This window comes from Crateriforma conspicua, from assembly GCF_007752935.1.
Taxonomy (GTDB): Bacteria; Planctomycetota; Planctomycetia; order Pirellulales; family Pirellulaceae; genus Crateriforma; species Crateriforma conspicua.
The window spans coordinates 4,323,300-4,342,662 of sequence record NZ_CP036319.1; the positions used below are offsets into that span (position 1 = coordinate 4,323,300).

Consider the following 19,363-nt stretch of genomic DNA (forward strand, 5'->3'; position numbering starts at 1 on the left):
CATGAACGACCAACAGAACCGCGAGGACAACGATGGGGCTCGCAGAAATTCGATACGGGCGGGGAATCATCGACCTGATTGCCGGGGTGCCGAGGACGAAATCCGTCGCCGGACAGCCGACCGGCAAACGACCGGCTTCAGTCTAGCACGCAACCGACAAACGTCCCTTTGCACCGCATGCGGCACGATGACACAGCACCGTGCACAACACAGTGCTTTGCCACGTGAGAGTCGATGGACCCTGGGTGATCGCGATGATCAGGGAACCAACCAGAACGTTCCCGTCATGACAGCGGCCTGGGCGATGGCACCTCGAGCACTGATCGGCACAGCGGGGATGATCCACGGTGCACAATCGCCGGGGCGGTAGTACCCGAGTGCGTACTGGCATTCGCTGGGACAATGCACGCCCATCTTGTAGGGCAGCACGGCGATGTTGGCAAAGAAGTGTGCAGACGACACCACGGGTTGCAACACCGGTCCGGCGGTGTGGCCGTAACGTTCCAAGTTGACTTCTTGGAAGTACAACGGCTTGTGACACAGATTCGATGCCTTGTAGGTCATCGTCATTTGCTGCCAAGCACGCGGTTGATAGGCGACTTGTTCCAACTGGCATTCAGTGGGCAATCCCCAGCTATCGGTCAGGACGGCCAAGTCTTCTTCGCTCAGACGATCCGTTTGAATCTCTTCCAGCGAACCGAACTCGGTTTCGATGACCGCTTTGCCGTAGGTCAGGTCACGCAGTTTTCCAACCGCCAACGTCACGCCATCAACCGAACGCCAGGTGCGTACCTTTTGCTGGCCGTCCCAGCGAGTTTTGAACTCTTCGTACCGATCCTGTTCCACCACGTCGGGTCGGAACGGCGGACTGGGGTCCAGCGAGATGTCGCGGATGGATTGCAAGCGAACTCGTTCGCGGAAATCTTCACAGGACAAACCAAGCATTGCACCGGGGACGCGTTCTTCGCGTTCCTTGCGAGCTTCTTCACGCAACCGACGCAGATCGTCCATGTCGTCTTGGTTCTCGCGATCAAACGGATTGCTTTCCAAGTCAAAGGAATCCAAACCGAAATCGTCTTGGGGCTCCGGTGCCGGTGTGGTTTCCGGTGGCGGCAGCGTTTGCAAGCCTTCATCGGTCGGCCGTTCATTGTCGGAACGCGTTTGCGGGGCATCCGACGTCGTCGAGTCCGGCGAAGGCGACTGTTGCATCAGATCGCGAATGCTGTCCGAAGGCGACTGGACGTTGGGCTGGCGACTCGGAGCGTTGGCATCCAGGCCATTGGTGTCCAGGCCGGCGGCGTCCGGAGGCGGCAACAAATCTTGTCGCGGCATCGCTTGACCGGTCGCCGGTGTGCCCGGATCGAATGATTCGCCGGCGGGCGGCGGCAACAGTTCGGTGCCATCACCGAAACCGGCGGGTGCCTCCTGGGTCGACGGCATTTCAAATTGCGAAGGCGCCGATTGAGGTGAAGGCAGGTTCCCTCGCAAGCTGTTCATCGGACGCATTTCCGACGGCTGGACAGGATCCGCGGTCGGCTCGGGCAGACCAAATCCGTTGCCGGAATTCGCGGGGTTCGCTGTGCCACCGGGCGGTGCGAACAGGTCATCCAAATCCTTGGGAGCCTGTGCGGCGGTTTGACGGACCATCGATGCGCCACGGTGTGCAGCGGGCATGACGGGCGCGACGGTTGCCGAACCGCCGGCGGCCACCACTTGGTGACGTGCACGTCGGCTGGATCGCACCGATGGCACATCGGGTCTTCCGAAGGGATGTTCAAAGAAATCGTTGGCGGCCGCCTGGTTGGCATTCGGGTCCGCCACCGGAACCGGTGCCGGCAATCCCGCCCGCTGGACGTTGCGTATCGTGGGCAAGGTGGGTGTGGCCGGTCGATCGCCAGCATAAGCCGGTGCCGGCGAAGGTTGGATCGCACTGACTTGGCGGACCGGGTACTTTGGCTGTGCGGCCGGGACGTTGGCTGTTGTCGCCGCGGCGGCTGCGGCGGGCTGTTCCCTACCGGCCTTTTCCGGGCCGGCTTTTGGTACGTCGGGGTTCTGCCACTGCAGATTCCATCCGGCACGCTTTGGCTGATGGGTGGCGGTGGGCTGCGTCTGGGCGGTGAACTTGGGCACCGGACGCAGTTGATTGGCTTGCGAAGCGTTGACTGGTACTTGGGCGTCGGCGTCGACCGTCCCCAGCGTCCAGGACGTTGCCAGAGTCAACGTCAACGCGGCCAACCGCCGAGCGAATCGGCGGCGGCTGTCGGATAAGATTTGGGCCCTACTTTTGGTCCGAGTGAACGTCGGGGCTGTAGTTGGGCGCTTCTTGCGTGATGGCAATGTCATGCGGGTGGTTCTCCCTCACCGTCGCTGCGGACACCCGCGTGAAGCGTGCGTCCCGTCGCAGTTCCTCGATCGTCCTGGTTCCGACATATCCCATGCCGGCACGAAGTCCGCCCACCAATTGGTAGACGTAATCGCTGAGCGGTCCTTTGAACGGCACGCGTCCTTCGACACCTTCGGGGACCAACTTGCCCGCCTCGGTGCCTTTTTGGCGATACCGATCGCTACTTCCCTTGACCATCGCCCCCATCGATCCCATGCCGCGGTACTCCTTGAAGGTACGGCCTTGGTAAAGGATGGTTTTGCCGGGACTTTCGGCCAGACCGGCAAACAGGCTGCCGATCATGACCGTGCTTGCGCCCGCGGCGATCGCTTTGGTCACATCACCGCTGAAACGGATTCCTCCGTCGGCGATGACAGGAATGTTGTGTTGTTCCGCAACGCCGACCGCATCCATGATCGCCGTCACCTGGGGGACACCGACGCCGCTGATCACCCGCGTCGTACAGATCGAACCCGGCCCGATGCCCACTTTGACGGCATCCGCACCCGCTTCGATCAGATCGCGAGTCCCATCGGCGGTGGCCACGTTTCCGGCGACCACGTCGATATCCCAATTGGTTTGTTGTTTGATTTCGCGAACGGTCTCGATCACGTTTCGGCTATGCCCGTGAGCGGAATCGACGACCAAAAAGTCGACGCCCACTCCGATCAGGCTTGCGGCCCGATCCAGGTCCCCCACTCCGATGGCGGCTCCGACGCGAAGTCGACCCTGCGGATCTTTGCAAGCCCGCGGGAATCGCTTCATCATGTCGATGTCGCGGATCGTAATCAGTCCCGTTAGTTTCCTTTCTTCGTCAATCAGCAGAAGTTTCTCGACCCTTTTTGCCGTTAAAATTCGCTCAGCTTCCTCAAGCGTTACATTCCCTACAGCCGTCACCAAATTCTCATGGGTCATGACTTCGCTGACTGGGAGAGATGGGTCTTCTAGGAAACGCAAATCACGGCGGGTCAGAATCCCGGCCAAGGTGCCGTCGTCGTGGACGATCGGGATGCCCGAGACATTCGCCTTGTCCATCGTTTCGGCGGCTTTGCCGACCTGTTCGCCCGGTCCCATCGTGACCGGATCGACGATGATCCCGTTGGCCGAACGCTTGACCTTCAGCACTTCGCCGGTCTGGCCGGCGACGCTGAGATTTTTGTGGATCACCCCGATGCCGCCTTCTTTGGCCAGGGCGATCGCCATGCCCGATTCGGTCACGGTGTCCATGGGGGATGACACCATCGGGATTTGCAGCGCGATGCGGTCCGTCAGCCGCGTGCTGACATCGACTTCGGCGGGAACGACTTCGCTGTAGCGGGGGACCAGCAAGACGTCATCAAAGGTGACGCCCTGGACGCCGATTTTGTCTTCCAGCATGGGGGGTTGGGCTTTCTGCGGCGGTGCGGAATCTGGAAAGACATCGAATTATGCCGAACCCCTGGTCAGTTTTATAGGGGCGTTTCACGGGGTTTGGCCTGGCCCCCGTGGCGATCGCCGAATCGGGGGTGTTTCCCGTATCCGAGGTCAACGGCGCGGGTACTTCGTGCCGCCGCCGCCCGTTGTGAACATGGTTCCGGATTCAACCGATCGGATCGGTGCAACCGGTCGGTCGGCATGCGGCGAATGTATTCCTGCGGTGATTCCGACCCGATGGGCATTGCATCTCGGTTAGACTGACTGGATCGGGCATTGCGATTTCGGCGGGCTGCCCGTGTTCCGCCGATTCCGCATGGGTTCAATGTCCCGCTTTTCACTTTTCAAAACGTTCGGTCATGGGCTTGGCCATTCGGCCGGCCCCTGTCGTGTTCTTCGCACACGTAACGCATGGCGTCTTATCCATCCAGCTACGTACCGCCATCAACATCGTTGCCATCGGCCGCGGTGACCGGGGGCGAAGACGAAGTGATCGTTGCGGAATTGGTCCAACCCGAATCGCTGGTGGACCAAACGAACGAAGACGATGCGTCTAAAGCCGGCTGGCTGGGTTTCATCCGCGCGACACCGGCTTGGTTGGTCAGCACCGCCGTTCACGTGGCACTGTTGGTCGCGTTGGGCTTGGTGACGATGACCGAGCCACAAAAGATCATCAACGTCTTGACCGCAGCGGTCACCGACGACCGAGGACCGGAAATCAAGGAATTCGTCATCGAGGAGGTCGACGTCGATGTGTCGACCGAGATGGAGGAATCCGCCGACCCACCGCCGGCGCTCAATGAATTCGAACAAGTGGTCGAGTCGATCGCATTGGACGTCCCCACCGAAGCGATCTCGGTTCCCATCGAAAGTTTTGATTTGGCTGCGAACATGGCGCCGGCCGGTGACGTGCTGCAGTCGCTGCAATCGATGGCCAGCCAATCGCTAAGCAGCCGCGGCAAAGACATGCGGGAAGACATGCTGCGTAAATACGGCGGGACGCCCAGCAGTGAAGCCGCCGTCAGCGCGGCACTGAAATGGTTGGCACTGCACCAGGCCCCGAACGGTGGATGGACGTTCAATCACGCCAGTGTTTGCCGTGGACGGTGTGGCAATATCGGCGAACCGAAGTACTTGCGTGCGTACAATGCGGCGACGGCACTCGCGTTGCTGCCGTTCCTGGGTGCCGGTCAAACGCATTACGAAGGCGAATACCAACAAGTCGTCCGCAAGGGGTTGCTGTTCCTGATCAAGAACGGACGCAAAGGCAAAATCAAAGGCGTCAACATGCTGGACTTTACCGAGCCCGGTGGACGCATGTATTCGCACGGATTGGCGGCGATCGCCCTGTCCGAAGCCTATGCGATGACGCAAGACCCGGCGTTGGCCGAACCGACCCAAGCGGCACTGAACTTTATCGTTTGGGCGCAAGGCCCCGACGGCGGATGGCGGTACCAACCCAATTCACCGATGGGCGACACGTCGGTGGTCGGCTGGCAATTGATGGCTTTGAAAAGTGGTTACATGGGGCACCTGGTCGTGCCGCCGCAATCGATCAGCGAATCGGTACGTTATCTGAACCGCGTTCAAGGCAAGAACGGTGCGGTGTACGGCTACGTCGCACCGCCGGCACCCCGCATGGATGACCCGACGAAGCTGAAGATCAGTCCCGCTTGTACCGCGATCGGCTTGCTGTGCCGGATGTACACGGGTTGGCAAAAAGGGGATCCGCGGCTGGAGGCCGGCGTTCAGGAATTGGCCAGAATCGGCGTCCGGCGCGACAATATCTATTACGACTATTACGCCGCCCAAGTCCTGCGTCATCACGGCGGGTCGGAATGGCAGGCATTCAACGAGATCCTGCGGGATTGGTTGGTTTCGACGCAATCGCAGGATCGCGGCGCCAAAGGCAGCTGGCACTTCCCCGATTCTCAATCGCACAAAGGCCCTGTGGAAGGCGGCCGTTTGCTCAGCACCGCGTTCGCCACGATGATTTTGGAAGTCTATTACCGGCACATGCCGTTGTACGCCGACGCGGCGGCGGAAGAAGAATTCCCGCTGTAATCTTGCTGCAACGCGAAACAGGCGATTCCTCCTGGCGCGGGCAACGCCCCCGGCGATTCCTGGATTCGGGCGTCTGCCAGGATCTGGGGCAATCCGGCGCGTCCTGGGCCCTTCGATCCAGATCGATCTTGTGACGTTTCGGGCCCGGCGATAATCTCGACCCTGGTGACTCAGGATGTTTCACGCTTCTGGGCAGGGAGGGCCGGCGCGTGCTACGACGACGATCGATTCGCACAAAACTATTGGCCGGACTGGTCACGCTGACGGGTGTCATTTGCTGCCTGGCTTACAGCGGGATCTCCGGGCTGAACCGCTACGACCGCTTGGCACGTGTGGTCGCGGAAACCAGCAAGGAACTGCGGCTGGCCAACGATCTGCATCGTCTGGCGGTGACGCTGGACGAAAAGAACGACCGGCTGATGCAGCCGGAAGCCGAGTTCGGCATGATCGAGCCGATCAGTTTCGACGAAGGCAATCTGTTTGCCGGAAACTGGCGGGACGTCTACATCAAGGAATACGACGCCGCCTGGGAACAGTTGGAACGGTCGCTGGAATCTTACAACGTCCTGTTGGATTCGCGTGACCCCAAGCTGCATACGTCGTTGATCTACGATTCCGGCCAAAACGTCGACGACATCGTGACGTGTGTCGATTCGATCCGGCTGACCAATCAGCATGCCACCGACCCCCGCCAGTATCGCAAAACGCTGGACAAGCATTACGACAATCTGATCGTCGCCACCGAAACCAACGCGGTGGAGATGAGCGAATCGATGGTCGGATTCACGTCCCAGGTTCGATCCAGCTATCGCACGTGGATCGCGATCGCGTGGGTTCTGTTGCTGGGTGCCATCGCCACGGTGCTGGTAATGATTTGGCTGTTTTGGACCTACATCGTTCAGCCTTTTCGCACACTGTTGGAAGGTTCGCGGATGGTGGCAAACCATGCCGCCTTTGGTCACCGAATCAGCTTGGGGACCAATGACGAATTGGATGAACTGGCATCGGCGATGAACGCGATGAGCAGCAAGTTTTCCATGGTGTACAACCACAGCGAACAGCTTCGCCAAAACCTGGAAACCGAAGTCCGAGACCGTACCCGCGAAGTCATTCGTAACGAACAACTGGCCAGCGTCGGATTCCTGGCTGCCGGCGTCGCCCATGAAATCAACAACCCGCTGACGACGATCGCTTGGGGCGCCGAGTCCTTGGAAGCCCAAGTTGCCGATCTTGACCATAGCGACGAACCGACCATCCACGGCGAAACGGCCGAATCTTTGCGAAACACGCTGAAGCAGATCCAAAGCGAAGCGTTTCGCTGTAAAGGCATCACCGATCGTCTGTTGGATTTCAGCCGGATGAGCGAAGTCCGACGCGAATCAACCGATCTTTCCAAACTGGTCGACGACGTCGTGGAATTGGTCAGCAAAGTCGGCCAGTACCACTACAAAACGATTCGCACCCACCATTCCGGTCCGACGTTCGCCGAAGTCAATTCGCACCAGATTCGCCAAGTCGTTTTGAACTTGATCACCAACGCGCTGGAATCAGTCGGCAGCGATGGTGCGGTGGATGTGTCGGTGTTTACCGAAAACCAAAACGCCAAAATCGTCGTCGAAGACAACGGGTGTGGGATGAACGATGAAGTGATGACGCACCTGTTCGAGCCCTTCTTTACCCGGCGACAAAACGGGAAAGGCACCGGGTTGGGGTTAAGCATCACCTATCGAATCGTGTCCCAGCACGGCGGATCGCTGACGCCACACAGTGACGGTGAAGGCCAAGGGTCACGCTTGGAAGTCACGCTGCCGCTGACCACCGAAAATGAAAACGAAACCGAACCGACGGTGCTGTCACCGGCGGTCAACATGGCGGCCTGATCACACCGCCGGATTCAACACCACGACATCCGCCGTCACCGACCACTCGGCCACGCCGGAATATACGAAGCAACACTGATGCCCAGCGAAAAAACCAAACCCCGTTCCGCTAACAAGACCTCCAAAGCGACGTCATCGATGCGAATCTTGTTCGCCGACGATGAAACCCATTTGCAAACCTTGATGCGGGATGCGTTGACCCGCCGCGGATACAACGTCACCGTTTGTCCCGATGGATTGACCGCCGTCGCGGCACTGGAAAAAGAATCCTTCGATTGTCTGATCGTCGACATCGACATGCCGGGCATGACGGGAATCGAAGTCATCGAACGAGCTCGCGAATTGCGTCCCGAAATCGACGCGGTTGTGATGACGGGCAAACCCAGCCAGGAAACCGCAATCGCCGCCCTGCGCAGCCATGCGTTCGACTACCTGACCAAACCGTGCCCGCTGGCCGATATCGCGCGAATGCTGGAACGGGTCGCCGCCCACCGTGACATCAAACGACAATTGGCCGCGCTGCAACATCGTTTGCACCGCGCCGAAGGCGATTCGCAACTGGTCGGTTCGGGCAACGCGATGCAGTCGGTTCATAAGCTGATCGAAAAGGTCGGCCCCACCGAAAGTACCGTACTGATCCGTGGTGAAACCGGTTGCGGCAAAGAACTGGTCGCCCGTGCGGTCCACGCCAACAGCCTGCGTGCGGACAAACCGTTGGTCGCAATCAACTGTGGCGCCCTACCCGAAAACTTGATCGAAAGTGAACTGTTCGGTCACTGTCGCGGTGCCTTCACCGGTGCCGACGCCGCACGAACCGGACTGCTGGAAGTCGCCCACGGCGGCACCGTTTTCCTGGATGAAATTGGCGAACTTCCGTTGGCCGTCCAAGCCAAGTTGCTGCGGGTCCTGGAAACTGGCGACATCCGGCGTCTGGGCGACAATCAAACCGTTCAAGTCGACGCCAGGATCATCTGTGCGACGCACCGAAATCTGGAACAGATGGTCGAAGAGGGCACGTTTCGTGAAGACTTGATGTTTCGCATCAACACCTTCGAACTGACCGTTCCGCCGCTGCGTCAAAGGACCGAGGACATCGCGGTCTTGGCCGAACACCTGTTGCGTCGCCACCGCAGCGATGGCGTTTCCGGCCAACTGTTTCACCCGGATACGTTGGCCGCTTTGGTGGCCCACACTTGGCCGGGCAACGTCCGTGAACTGGCGAACGTGATCGAGCACGCGGCGATTCTTTGCGACGAACTGCCGATTGCACCGGAGCACTTGCCCAGTCGGTTTGGCGAACGCCAACTGCGGAAAGAAATCCGCGAAGCCGATCCGATGACGCTAAAAGAAATGGAAATGCTCGCAATCCAGCGGTCATTGCAGCGGCACGGCGGTGACAAGAAAATCGCCGCCGAAGAATTAGGCGTCAGCTTGAAAACGCTTTACAACAAGCTGAACGCCGCCGAAGAACGACGTGCCGCCGGGTGACCGTGCTATCGCCCAAGCCCCAACGCCGTGAACGTATCGCCTTGGGATATGTCGCCGGTTTCCAAACCCAGGTACAGCCACTTCATGCGTTGTTCGCTGGTGCCGTGGTTGAATGACTCCGGCTGAACGTAACCGCGGCTGGCCATTTGCAGGGCATCGTCGCCGATGCGGCGAGCGGCGTTCAAACCTTCTTCCACGTCCCCACGTTCGATCGTGTTCCACTTCTTGTCCGCATGATGCAGCATGACGCCGGCAAAGAAGTCCGCCTGTAATTCCAAAGCGACCGAATAGCGGTTGTACTGGACCTCCGGCAACGTTTGCCGTTTCTTGTCGACCAGGTCGGTGTAGCCCAGTAGTTTTTGCACATGGTGGCCGACCTCGTGCGCCACCACGTAGGCTTGGGCAAAGTCACCGGGAGCCCCCAGTTGACGCGAAAGTTGGTCAAAGAAGGACGTGTCCAGATAAACCTTTTCGTCGGCCGGACAATAGAACGGGCCGGTCCCGCTGCTGGCCATCCCGCAACCCGATTGGACGCGGTCCTTGAACAACACCAGCGTGGGCTGGCGATACTCATATCCGGCACGCCGGAACAGATCGCCCCAAACTTCTTCGGTGTCCGCAAAAATCGTTTTGACGAATTCGCCGGCTTCGACCTCGGCCTCGGACAACTGAACTTCACCACCGCCGCCTTGCGGGGCGCCTTGGTTGGCCTGTTGAAGAAACTGTTGTGGGTTGCCGCCCAACAGGGCGATCACCACGGCAATCAAAACCACGCCGATGCCGCCGCCCATTACAGCCGGTCCGGACATCGAGCGTCGGTCTTCCACGTTTGTACTTTGACGACGACCACGCCACCGCATTGACTTGTCTCCCAACTGTGCTGTGCACTCGGCTATAAACTGCTCGCCGACGCCCCCAAGACGCCGACTTGTCCGACGGTGCTGCCAACATTCCGGCACGCGATCCAGTGCAACTTCGGTGCCCAATTGTGTGTCGGCGGTGCCACGTTTTCCATAGGGGCTACGCGTCGATCCCTGAATCGGACCGCCCAACTCTGGCAATCGCCGGATGCAAATTGAACCCAACCAATGTTTAAGAAATCTGAACCAACTTCACCCGGCTTGATCGGTCCCATCGTTTCGTCCGCGTTCACGCTGGCCATCGTTGCCGGATGCCTGATCGCGCTGGCGTTCTGGGCCGACGGATACTCCGCCGCGCTGCGAACATTCACTTCAATGATCATGCCCGTCGGATTGGCTTGGACGATCGGCGGATTCCTGACGCTATGGTCAATCCGTCGTGGACGCCTGGGTGGCATTTTGGTTTTTGGTCTGTTTTTCGTCGCGGTCGGATTGTTGGGCAACAGTCGAATCAGTGACCGCCTGATGCGAAGTGTCGAATGGCCGTTCGAAGACGCCGCCGATGAACAGTTGGAATCGACCATCGCACCTCCCTTTCGCACCATCGTTGTATTGGGCGGCAGCATCTCCACCGGCCCCGACGGCCGATTTGAACTTGGCCCCGACGGCGAACGAATCTTCACCGCGGCACAGTTTTGGCACCAAGGTCGCACCGAATCCATCATCTGTACCGGCAGTTCGGTAACCACCGAAGCGCCGTCGACCACGGGAAGAATCTTGCTGGAATCCGCCGGCGTGCCCGCCAAGGCGATCTTTGAATCGCCCGGGATGAACACGGTGGAAGAAATGCAAAACTTGAAGACGTTCTTTGACCAACCGCCCGAGACCTTTCCGCAAGCCGGCGACGGACGAATCGGACTGATCACCAGCGCGTTTCATTTGAACCGAGCGATGCGTTTGGCTCGGGCCCAAGGATTCAAGTTCACTCCGTTGCCGGTCGCCTATCGCCAAGGCGAACGGGACAACTATGAAGTCTATGACTGGGTCCCAACGGTCCAAAACCTAAAGGATTCGACGACTGCATTGCGTGAGTGGCTGGCCTATTTCGCGGGGCGTTAAAATCGACCTTGGACGCTCCGCCGGACCTTTTTGCTTGGGAAAAGCCTGTCATGCCACAAACGATCACGTTCGAACAATCGCGTCGCGTGGACCAAGTCGCCTTGGAACAATATGGGATGGATGGACTTGTGCTGATGGAAAACGCAGGATCATCGGCTGCCCGTCGCATCGCGCAGTTGCACCCGGGTGCCAGCGTGCTGGTTCTGTGTGGCAAGGGAAACAATGGGGGTGACGGCTATGTGATCGCCAGGCATCTGCAGTTGCTCCGGTGCGATGTCCATTTACTGGCCACCGCGACACCGGATGAATTGTCGGGGGACGCCGCGGTCAACGCGCGGATTGCCGCGAGATCGGAGATGCCGATCACGTTCGTTAAATCCGCGGACGATCCAGACATCCAAGCCGCCATGGATGCCGCCGACGTGATCGTCGATTGCTTGTTGGGAACCGGGGTCAGCGGATCGCTGCGATCACCGTTTCAAGATATCGTTGCCTTGGCCAATGCCGCCGCAGCCGTTCGCATCGCGATCGATGTTCCCACCGGTTGGCCCGCCGTTCAAGCAGAAACGTCCATTGATGCAATGGCCTTCGTCGCGGACAGAACACTGACATTCGTCGCCGTCAAAGCAGGCATGAACGAAAACGACGCCGATCGTTGGACCGGCGTCGTCGAAGTCATCGGTATCGGTGTGCCGAAAAAGCTGTTGGACGATCTGGAGATACCAACAGCCTAGACATTCCCGCGGCCCAATCGCCGCATCATCGCGTCGCGTTTACTCCGGCAACCGTGCATGATGCACTTCGGAAAATTCCGACGTCAGTCCCTCTTTCATGAAAGCGACCAAGTCGGCCTTTTCCTGCTCGGTCAGGTTCAACGGTTTCATCTTGTCGCTCAGCCAAGGATTGGGGTGCCCGCCCTTGTTGTACCACTCAACGACTTCTTCCAAGGTCGCTTGACTGCCGTCGTGCATGTAGGGTGGCGAAAGTGCAACGTTTCGCATGGTCGGGGTTTTGAATGCGCCACGATCCTTCTCCTCTTTGGTGACCTCGTATCGTCCCAAATCGGGTTCGTCCGCATCCATCCCAACGCCAAGGTTGTGGAATTGTTCGTCACTAAAGTTTGCACCGGCGTGACACGCGGTACAGTTGGCTTTACCAAACGTCAGCTCCATGCCTCGCCACGCCGATTCGCTCATCGGATGTTCCGCGGCGGCTTTTTTCAAAGCGTTGTATTCCGCTTCCAACTCGGGTTCTTCGTCCAGGTATTCCAGGTCGTCCGCGTACGCCTTTTCAAAAGACTTGACCGCTTGGGCGTAATCGTACGGTGCCGGCGCGGTCACGATCGCTCGCTCGAACGTGGCAATCGCTTTCCCAACGTTGTCGATCGTCAAACCATCGTCAAAGATCTTTTCAAACTGGACACGATAGCCTTCGATCCCCGAAAGCGTCTGGACACAAAAGTCGTGGGTGTTGCCCATTTCGATCGGATTGGCAATCGGCCCGACGGCTTGGTCTTCCAGCGACCCGGCGCGTCCGTCCCAAAACTGCAACGTGCTGACGATTCGGTTGTACGACACCGGTGAATTGCGATTCCCCTCCTGGTCTTCGACGCCGATGCCGAATTGTGTGTTGGCCCCGTAACCCTGATCGGGCGCATGGCACGACGCACAAGAGATGGTTGAATCCGATGACAAACGCGGGTCGAAATAAAGCTGGCGTCCCAGTTCAATCTTCGCCCGCGTCATCGGGTTGTCTTCGGGGATGTGGATGTTCGCCTTGGCTTTGTCCAACCCTTTGGGCAACGTGACCTGCAACTCCTCGTGCACCGACGGATTGCTAAGCCACTGCTTGATTTCGTCAACGCTGACAGCACCTTCACCGGGGATACCGGCGGTCAATTCGGGATCGCCCAGCGTCACGCTTTCCGCGACGGCGATCGTTGTAACCGAACAACACGCGACCAAAGCGCAAGCCAACTGCAAAGAACGGGAGTGCCGAAAGATATCGGACCAAGAATGGAAACGAATCATGTGGGTCGTCTTTTTGTCGAACCAGGAGAGTAGGCGGGAAAATGAAATCGAGATTGGGGAGCCTCTAAAACCGGTCTCTATTCTACTGATCCGCAAAGACACTGCAAAAACCAACATGCCCGACGCCGGATCATTCTTCGGCATCCAGCATCTTTGCGATCTTGCGACCGGTCACGCTCAGCGGTTTTTGGCTCATCTCGCCGACCGACAACCACGTCCAAGGTGATGGGGGTCGGGGCAGGGTTGCCTCATTCGAACGAACACGATGAACCGATAATCGAATCCGATACTTCGTCACCGCATGACGAATCGTCGCCAATTCGGAGCCTAAAGCCATGGAACAACCCAGTTGGTCGGCCAACCAACGGGTCGCCGATTCGCCGGTATCAATGGATGATTCCACGGGTCGGGGAAAATCCCACAAGCCCGCCCAACGTCCGCCTTTGGGAATCGGTCGCATCAGATAGCGTCCCGCCCCGTCGGACAAAATGAGCGCAAATTCCGTCTTATCTTCGTATTGGATCTTTTTCACTTTGCCGGGAATCTGCGACTGCATGCCCAGCCGTTTCGCCGCGCACATCGAACTCACGGGGCAGACGTTGCAATCGGGATCACGCGGCTTACAAACCAACGCCCCCAATTCCATGGCGGCTTGGTTGAAAGCGCCGCTGTCACGGCCCGGCGGCCGGTCCGATGGCGGGAGCATCGCCTCGGCAATCTGCCACAGCGCCTTTTGATTGGGTGTTTCGCTGGGCGATCCTTCCAGTGCAACCCAGCGGCTGAAAACCCGTTGCGTGTTGCCCTCCAAAATCGGATGTCGTTGGCCGCAAGCGATCGACAAAATCGCCCCCGCCGTGTAGCGCCCGATGCCTGGCAACGCCAAAACTTCATCAAACGTCTCGGGGAACACACCATCATGTTCGGCGACGATTTTTTTTGCCGCCGCATGCAGACCGCGAGCCCGGCGATAGTACCCCAGGCCTTCCCACTGTCGCATCAATTCGCCTTCGTCGGCCTGGGCCAAGTCCGCGATGGTGGGATACGAACGCAAGAATCGCTCGAAATAGGGCAAGACCGTCGCGACCTGAGTCTGCTGGCACATGATCTCGCTGACCCAAACGTGATAGGGCTTGGGGTCACGCCGCCAAGGCAATGATCGCGCGTTGTCTGCGAACCAATCCAACAAACGTTTTCGGCATCGGCTGCGCCACGCGGCATCAGTCCACTGGGGATCCAACGGGGTTGCCGCGTCGGCCGAACGTTTTTTTCCCTTGGATGTTCGACGCGTCCCTTCATCGGACCCTTTGGTGGCGGCACGATTTTCGGGTTTCTGCGATTTGCTGCCTGACGAATGATCCGTCACTGAACGTCCTGTCGTCCCAAGACGGCCTTCAAAACAACTTCGTTGGCATCATCGCCGGGTCCACGCCGAACTTTGATTTCAATTTCTTCGCGAATGTCGGCTTTCGCAATTTCATCTTTCAGGTCAAAGAAATCTTTGATCGGCTTGCCGTTCAATTCGACGATCACGTCGCCGGCAATCAATCCAGCTTTTTCAGCGGCCCCGCCACTGATCACGCTTTGGATCCTGCATTCCGTCGCTGTCATGTCGGACTGAACCCCAAGGAAAGCGCCTTTGGTGATCTCCATCAACACGCCGGGAAAGGTGTCGCGGATGGTTTCGGCACCTTCGCTGTCCAAATTCGTGCCGAACATACGCAACGATTCGACCAGCGGCAGACGAACGATCGTATCGGTCGGCTGTTGGTCGAACTGGACGTAGTTGAAAATCAACACACGGATCTGTTGCAGATTGGTCAGGCTTTCCAGACCACGTCGCGACAGGTCACCATTGTTCAATTGAACATTCGTCAGCGCGGGCATGCGTGACACATGAATCAAGACGTCATCGCGACAAGCTTTGTCATTCAAGACGACCGTATCGATGTCGCGGATCCATCGCAGCCAACGCAGCACATCGACATCGCCGTTCCAGGCGTCGTCGATCCGGATCAACGCCATCATGCGAGGTGACGTTGGTACGAAAGTCGATTGACCGATGAACACGCCTGCTTCGTTAAGCGCTTCGTACGCTTGATCCGATCGCATCGAAACGATGTTCGAAAGCGCATCACGGGCGACGACACCACGCGAGCCGACCGAATCCGCGGCGATCCGCGTTAATTCTTCCACCGCGCCGCCTTCGTCTTCGATGCTTTGACGAACGGCCAAACGTTGCAAAATACGAATCGCGCGGGTGATGACTTCAAAATCCCCGGACTTCGTCGCTTCGGCCAATGCGCTGATCGCTTCGTTACCCGCCTTTTCCAAAATCACGCTGGATCGCTGGCGTCGCGAATAAGAATCGCTGGCCAATTGTTCGATCCAATACTCGATCGTTCGGCCGTCCAGATCGTCGTTCTGCCGCTGGAACGCTTGCGGTGCGTCCGCCGGCGGTTGCGAATGGCCAAGCGTTGCGGCAACTGCAAACATCAAACAGCACAACCCACCGGCGACGACCATGGCGGCAAATCGTCGGATCGAAAAGTCGGTCGCGCACGTTGTCGTCGGGAACTTCGGCAAAAGGCGATTCAATAGCACGGCGGACTGATCAAGCGTTGTCGGTGTGCGGCGGATTCGATTAGGAATTCTCGACAAGGGGTCATCCATGGCATGTCGTCGGGGCATGTCGTCGGGGCATGTCGTCAGACGCGGCTGGTGGACCGATCCGCGTCAGGGCATCGACGGTTTTGAACCATTCCAATCCGGTGCCCAAACGTTCCACCCGGCCGACGGCGATCGCGGCCGGCCCGTCGTTGGAAGTGTACGAAAAAAGGCGACCACGGACTGCCGTGATCGCCCAAGTTTTTCTGATTCCGAGGGTTTCCCCGTCGGTGTCGCCAACCGAATCAGCCGGCCGTCGCGGCGGGTTCTTCGATTTCCCAGCCTTCGCGGTACTCGCGGCCGACGAATTCGTTGACTTCCGGAACGTTGGTGCTGACCAGATTCTCAGCATCCCATTCGATCCGTTTGCCTTCGCCGGCACGCAGCGCAAGGTTGCCGACCAAAATGGTTTCGGTCAAACGTCCGGCATAGCCAAAGTTCGACATCGTGCCCGGGGCGTATTCGCCCTTGCACGTTTGGACGAATTCCCACTTGTGACGCTCGTCGGTACCCGACTTGTACGGAATCCGCGGCAACTTCTGCTCGGGCAACTTGTAATCGGCATAGTCATCCGACGGCAGCAACGAGTACTTCGCACCGTAATCGTTTTCGCTGAACACGATGCCCTTGCTGCCGACCACAACTGCGCCGCTGGTGCCGCGCTGGCCAGGATTTTGCTTTTGCCGTTCGACCTTCTGCAGGAATCGCGACGGCAGTTGCTGCAAGATTTCATCGGGCGGCAGGTTTCCACCGTCGTACCACACGAACTTGCAGGCCGGCAGACCTTCACGTTCGGGGAATTCGAACGCGATTTGCGAATTGGCGGGGTACTGTTCGCCGTTGACGATTCCCGGGTTCTGAACCGCGGTCACGGCGACCGGATCCCATAACTTCAACGCCATTACGGGCATGTTGGTGGTGTGACAGGCCATATCGCCAAGCGCGCCGGTTCCGAAATCGACGAAACCACGCCACTTGAACGAGTGATAGGCACCTTCGACAAACGGACGCATCGGAGCCGGTCCGATCCATGCGTCCCAGTTCAGCGAATCCGGCACCGGGTCTTCGCCGGCGGGCCGTCCGGCACCTTGTGGCCAGATCGGTCGGTTGGACCAAATGTGGACTTCGGTCACGTCGCCGATGCCACCGCTTTGGATGACTTCGACCGCTTCACGCAGACCGTCTTCGCTGGTGCCCTGGTTGCCCATTTGCGTCACGACGCCGGTTTCGGCGGCCGTTTCTCGCATCAAACGGGCTTCACGGATCGACCACGTCATTGGTTTTTGGCAATAAACGTGCTTGCCCATCCGCATCGCGCGGACACAGGCGGCCGCGTGGGTGTGGTCCGGCGTGCTGCAGGTGACGATGTCGACCTTGTCGCCCAGCTGATCCAACATCTCGCGGAAATCATCGAACTTCGCGGCATCGGGGAATTCGCGTGCCTTCTTGTCCAACGTCTTACGATCGACGTCGCACAAGCCGACGATGTTGACGCCTTGTTCGGCGATGTGGCTGGTATCGCTGCTGCCTTTACCGCCGACTCCGATGCAGGCGGCGGACAATCCGGTCAGGGCGCTGTCTTGCCCGCGGCTGACCGATGCCGCGCTGGTCCAGTATCCGACACCAGCGGTCAATGCCGCCGATTGGGCCAAAAATTTACGTCGATTGCTTGGTCGCGTCATGAAGGTTCTCCGACGGCGGGACAGATTGGAAAAATGGATCCGAACGAACGAAATCGCGGGCCCCAGAAAAAGGCGGGAACGCGAGTTTCGGGGATCCAAAATCGCGTCGCAGTGAAGCGGAATCCGGCACCATCGGCCGGCTCTGGGGCTGCAGTCTGCCCTTGCAGAATACCAAGCCCTCAACACGCAAACAATCGTCACCCCCGTGCGACCGATCGCAGCGTGTCCCGCCGGACAGCGTGTTCCGTTCATTGTCAGCATTCGCGGCGATGTTTAGGCTGGCGTGTGAAGCGACGCTGCACGCCGTCAAACACCAGCATCGCTTTCCCGCCTGCCTTGCCATTGACGTCGCTTTAGGCGTTCTGACGACGTCCCGCCCCCCACACATTTCCCGAAATCCATTCACGATCCGATGAAACGTTTCCTATCGCCTCTTTCGTCCGCCGCATTACTTGGCTGTTTCGGTTTGTCCCTCGTGGCCACGATGACCGGATGCAAACCCGCTTCGGTGGCCCCCGAAGCGAAATCGACGGAGTCGGAAAGTGCCGCGGACGCCGCGCCGGCCGCCCCACCGCTTCAACAGGACGACGAAGCCGTCGCAGCTTTGGAAGCCAACGAGAATATCGAGTTAAAGAAAGACGAATCCGGCAACGTCGTTGAAATTTCCGTTAATGGTGGTGAGGGCGTCGCCGACGCGATGGCCAATTTCGCGGGGCTGCCGTTCGTCACCAAGGCAAATTTCAGCGGTCCAGAAATGACCGATGATGGCATGCAGCACCTGCCGGAACTGGCTCAGCTGCAACGATTGGATTTCGCAGGATCGGCCATCACCAACGCGACCCTGGAACACGTCGGAAAGGTCGACGGCCTGATCGCATTGTCGCTGCGCCGCACCGGCGTGACCGACGAAGGCTTGGCCGCCTTGGAATCACTGGGCAAGCTGCGTGCGATCGACTTGCGAAACAGCAACATCACGGATGCCGGCATGGACAGTCTGGCGAAAATCACCACGCTGGCCGACGTACAGCTGGAATACAGCAAGGTGACCGATGCGGGCGTGGAAAAACTGGCGGGTCTTCCCCTGAAATCCTTCAACGGAAACTACCAAACCACACTGTCGGACAAAACGCTGAAGGTCTTGGGCAACATCGAAACACTGGAATCGATCCAACTGGACCAGACCGAAATCAGCGACGAAGGCATGCAGGCGATCAAGGACCTGCCTCGATTGAAACGGCTACGGATCCGTGGCACCGACATCACCGGCGAAGGACTGAAAGCGATCGAAGGCAAAACGACGCTGGAGCGGTTCGAGCTTCGTGAATCATCGCTGGACGATGACGGCTTGGCGATCATCTGCGCCTTGCCCAACGTCAAGCACTTGGACATTTCCGAGTGTCGTTTGGTCAGCACCGAAGGACTGAAGCAAATCGGAAAACTAAAATCGCTGACGTACCTGGGACTGTGGGAAACCGACACCGACGACGAAGTCATTGCCAGCTTTGGCGATCTGACCAATTTGGAAGACGAATTGAATTTGATGTCCACCGACATCAGCGGTGAAGCGGTCGACACGCTGTTGAAGATGACCAAGCTGAAGAAGTTGAACGTCAGCGGGACACGCTTGGGCGACGAAGAACTTCTGAAGCTCGCTGCTCTGCCGAATCTGCAGGTGCTGTCCGTCGCCAACACGGACGTCAGCTATGATGCACTGGATGAAATGGAAGAAAAGTATCCGGACCTAACGGTCTTGGATTACTAAGAATCTCCTCCCCCGCAG

Annotated in this window: 13 protein-coding genes; 6 read left to right on the forward strand and 7 right to left on the reverse strand. The window is 58.6% G+C overall.

Features of this window, described 5'->3' with window-relative positions; all coding sequences use genetic code 11:
- Nucleotides 1–258: 258 nt before the first annotated feature.
- Together Mal65_RS15735 and guaB are read right to left on the reverse strand one after the other, a co-directional pair.
- Complete coding sequence (locus tag Mal65_RS15735; protein ID WP_165701314.1) at nt 259–2,226, reverse strand: hypothetical protein; 1,968 nt, start codon at nt 2,224–2,226, stop codon at nt 259–261.
- 52 nt (nt 2,227–2,278) lie between these two features.
- Nucleotides 2,279–3,760: an IMP dehydrogenase gene (guaB, locus tag Mal65_RS15740; protein WP_145299508.1), complete on the reverse strand. Its 1,482-nt coding sequence runs from the start codon at nt 3,758–3,760 to the stop codon at nt 2,279–2,281.
- A gap of 447 nt (nt 3,761–4,207) precedes the next feature.
- Here guaB and Mal65_RS15745 point away from each other — a divergent pair, with 447 nt between their 5' ends.
- From Mal65_RS15745 to Mal65_RS15755, 3 genes are all read left to right on the forward strand, one after another.
- Complete coding sequence (locus Mal65_RS15745) at nt 4,208–5,860, forward strand: prenyltransferase/squalene oxidase repeat-containing protein (RefSeq protein WP_196784211.1); 1,653 nt, start codon at nt 4,208–4,210, stop codon at nt 5,858–5,860.
- A gap of 209 nt (nt 5,861–6,069) precedes the next feature.
- Nucleotides 6,070–7,740: a sensor histidine kinase gene (locus Mal65_RS15750; RefSeq protein WP_145299511.1), complete on the forward strand. Its 1,671-nt coding sequence runs from the start codon at nt 6,070–6,072 to the stop codon at nt 7,738–7,740.
- Between the two features lie 138 nt (nt 7,741–7,878).
- Nucleotides 7,879–9,228 (forward strand): sigma-54-dependent transcriptional regulator, encoded by a 1,350-nt coding sequence (locus tag Mal65_RS15755; protein WP_145304967.1) that lies wholly within the window; start codon nt 7,879–7,881, stop codon nt 9,226–9,228.
- 5 nt (nt 9,229–9,233) lie between these two features.
- Here the strand turns inward: Mal65_RS15755 and ypfJ are convergent, their stop codons facing one another.
- On the reverse strand, nt 9,234–10,088 hold the full coding sequence (gene ypfJ / locus Mal65_RS15760; protein WP_145304968.1) for a KPN_02809 family neutral zinc metallopeptidase: 855 nt from the start codon (nt 10,086–10,088) through the stop codon (nt 9,234–9,236).
- A gap of 228 nt (nt 10,089–10,316) precedes the next feature.
- Between ypfJ and Mal65_RS15765 the strand changes: the two genes are divergently transcribed.
- Together Mal65_RS15765 and Mal65_RS15770 are read left to right on the forward strand one after the other, a co-directional pair.
- Nucleotides 10,317–11,207 carry a YdcF family protein gene (locus Mal65_RS15765; RefSeq protein WP_145299514.1) on the forward strand — a complete coding sequence of 297 codons (891 nt, stop codon included), beginning with the start codon at nt 10,317–10,319 and terminating at the stop codon, nt 11,205–11,207.
- A 50-nt stretch (nt 11,208–11,257) separates the two neighbouring features.
- The gene (locus tag Mal65_RS15770) at nt 11,258–11,941 is read left to right on the forward strand and encodes an NAD(P)H-hydrate epimerase (protein ID WP_145299518.1); all 684 of its coding nucleotides are present in this window, start codon (nt 11,258–11,260) and stop codon (nt 11,939–11,941) included.
- 39 nt (nt 11,942–11,980) lie between these two features.
- On the opposite strand, the gene Mal65_RS15775 is transcribed toward Mal65_RS15770, so the two are convergent.
- The 4 genes from Mal65_RS15775 to Mal65_RS15790 all read right to left on the reverse strand — a co-directional run bounded on the left by Mal65_RS15775 (nt 11,981) and on the right by Mal65_RS15790 (nt 17,583).
- Nucleotides 11,981–13,237, reverse strand: a complete 1,257-nt coding sequence (locus tag Mal65_RS15775) for a cytochrome-c peroxidase (protein ID WP_145299521.1) — start codon at nt 13,235–13,237, stop codon at nt 11,981–11,983.
- Between the two features lie 130 nt (nt 13,238–13,367).
- The gene (gene mutY, locus Mal65_RS15780; protein ID WP_196784214.1) at nt 13,368–14,600 is read right to left on the reverse strand and encodes an A/G-specific adenine glycosylase; all 1,233 of its coding nucleotides are present in this window, start codon (nt 14,598–14,600) and stop codon (nt 13,368–13,370) included.
- Nucleotides 14,597–15,895: a PDZ domain-containing protein gene (locus Mal65_RS15785; protein WP_165701315.1), complete on the reverse strand. Its 1,299-nt coding sequence runs from the start codon at nt 15,893–15,895 to the stop codon at nt 14,597–14,599. Before Mal65_RS15785 ends, mutY begins: the two co-directional genes overlap by 4 nt.
- 251 nt (nt 15,896–16,146) lie before the next feature.
- The gene (locus Mal65_RS15790) at nt 16,147–17,583 is read right to left on the reverse strand and encodes a Gfo/Idh/MocA family protein (RefSeq protein ID WP_145299527.1); all 1,437 of its coding nucleotides are present in this window, start codon (nt 17,581–17,583) and stop codon (nt 16,147–16,149) included.
- A 412-nt stretch (nt 17,584–17,995) separates the two neighbouring features.
- Between Mal65_RS15790 and Mal65_RS15795 the strand changes: the two genes are divergently transcribed.
- A complete protein-coding gene (locus tag Mal65_RS15795; RefSeq protein ID WP_145299530.1) occupies nt 17,996–19,345 on the forward strand; it encodes an adenylate cyclase in 1,350 nt (449 codons plus the stop codon).
- Nucleotides 19,346–19,363: the final 18 nt, after the last annotated feature.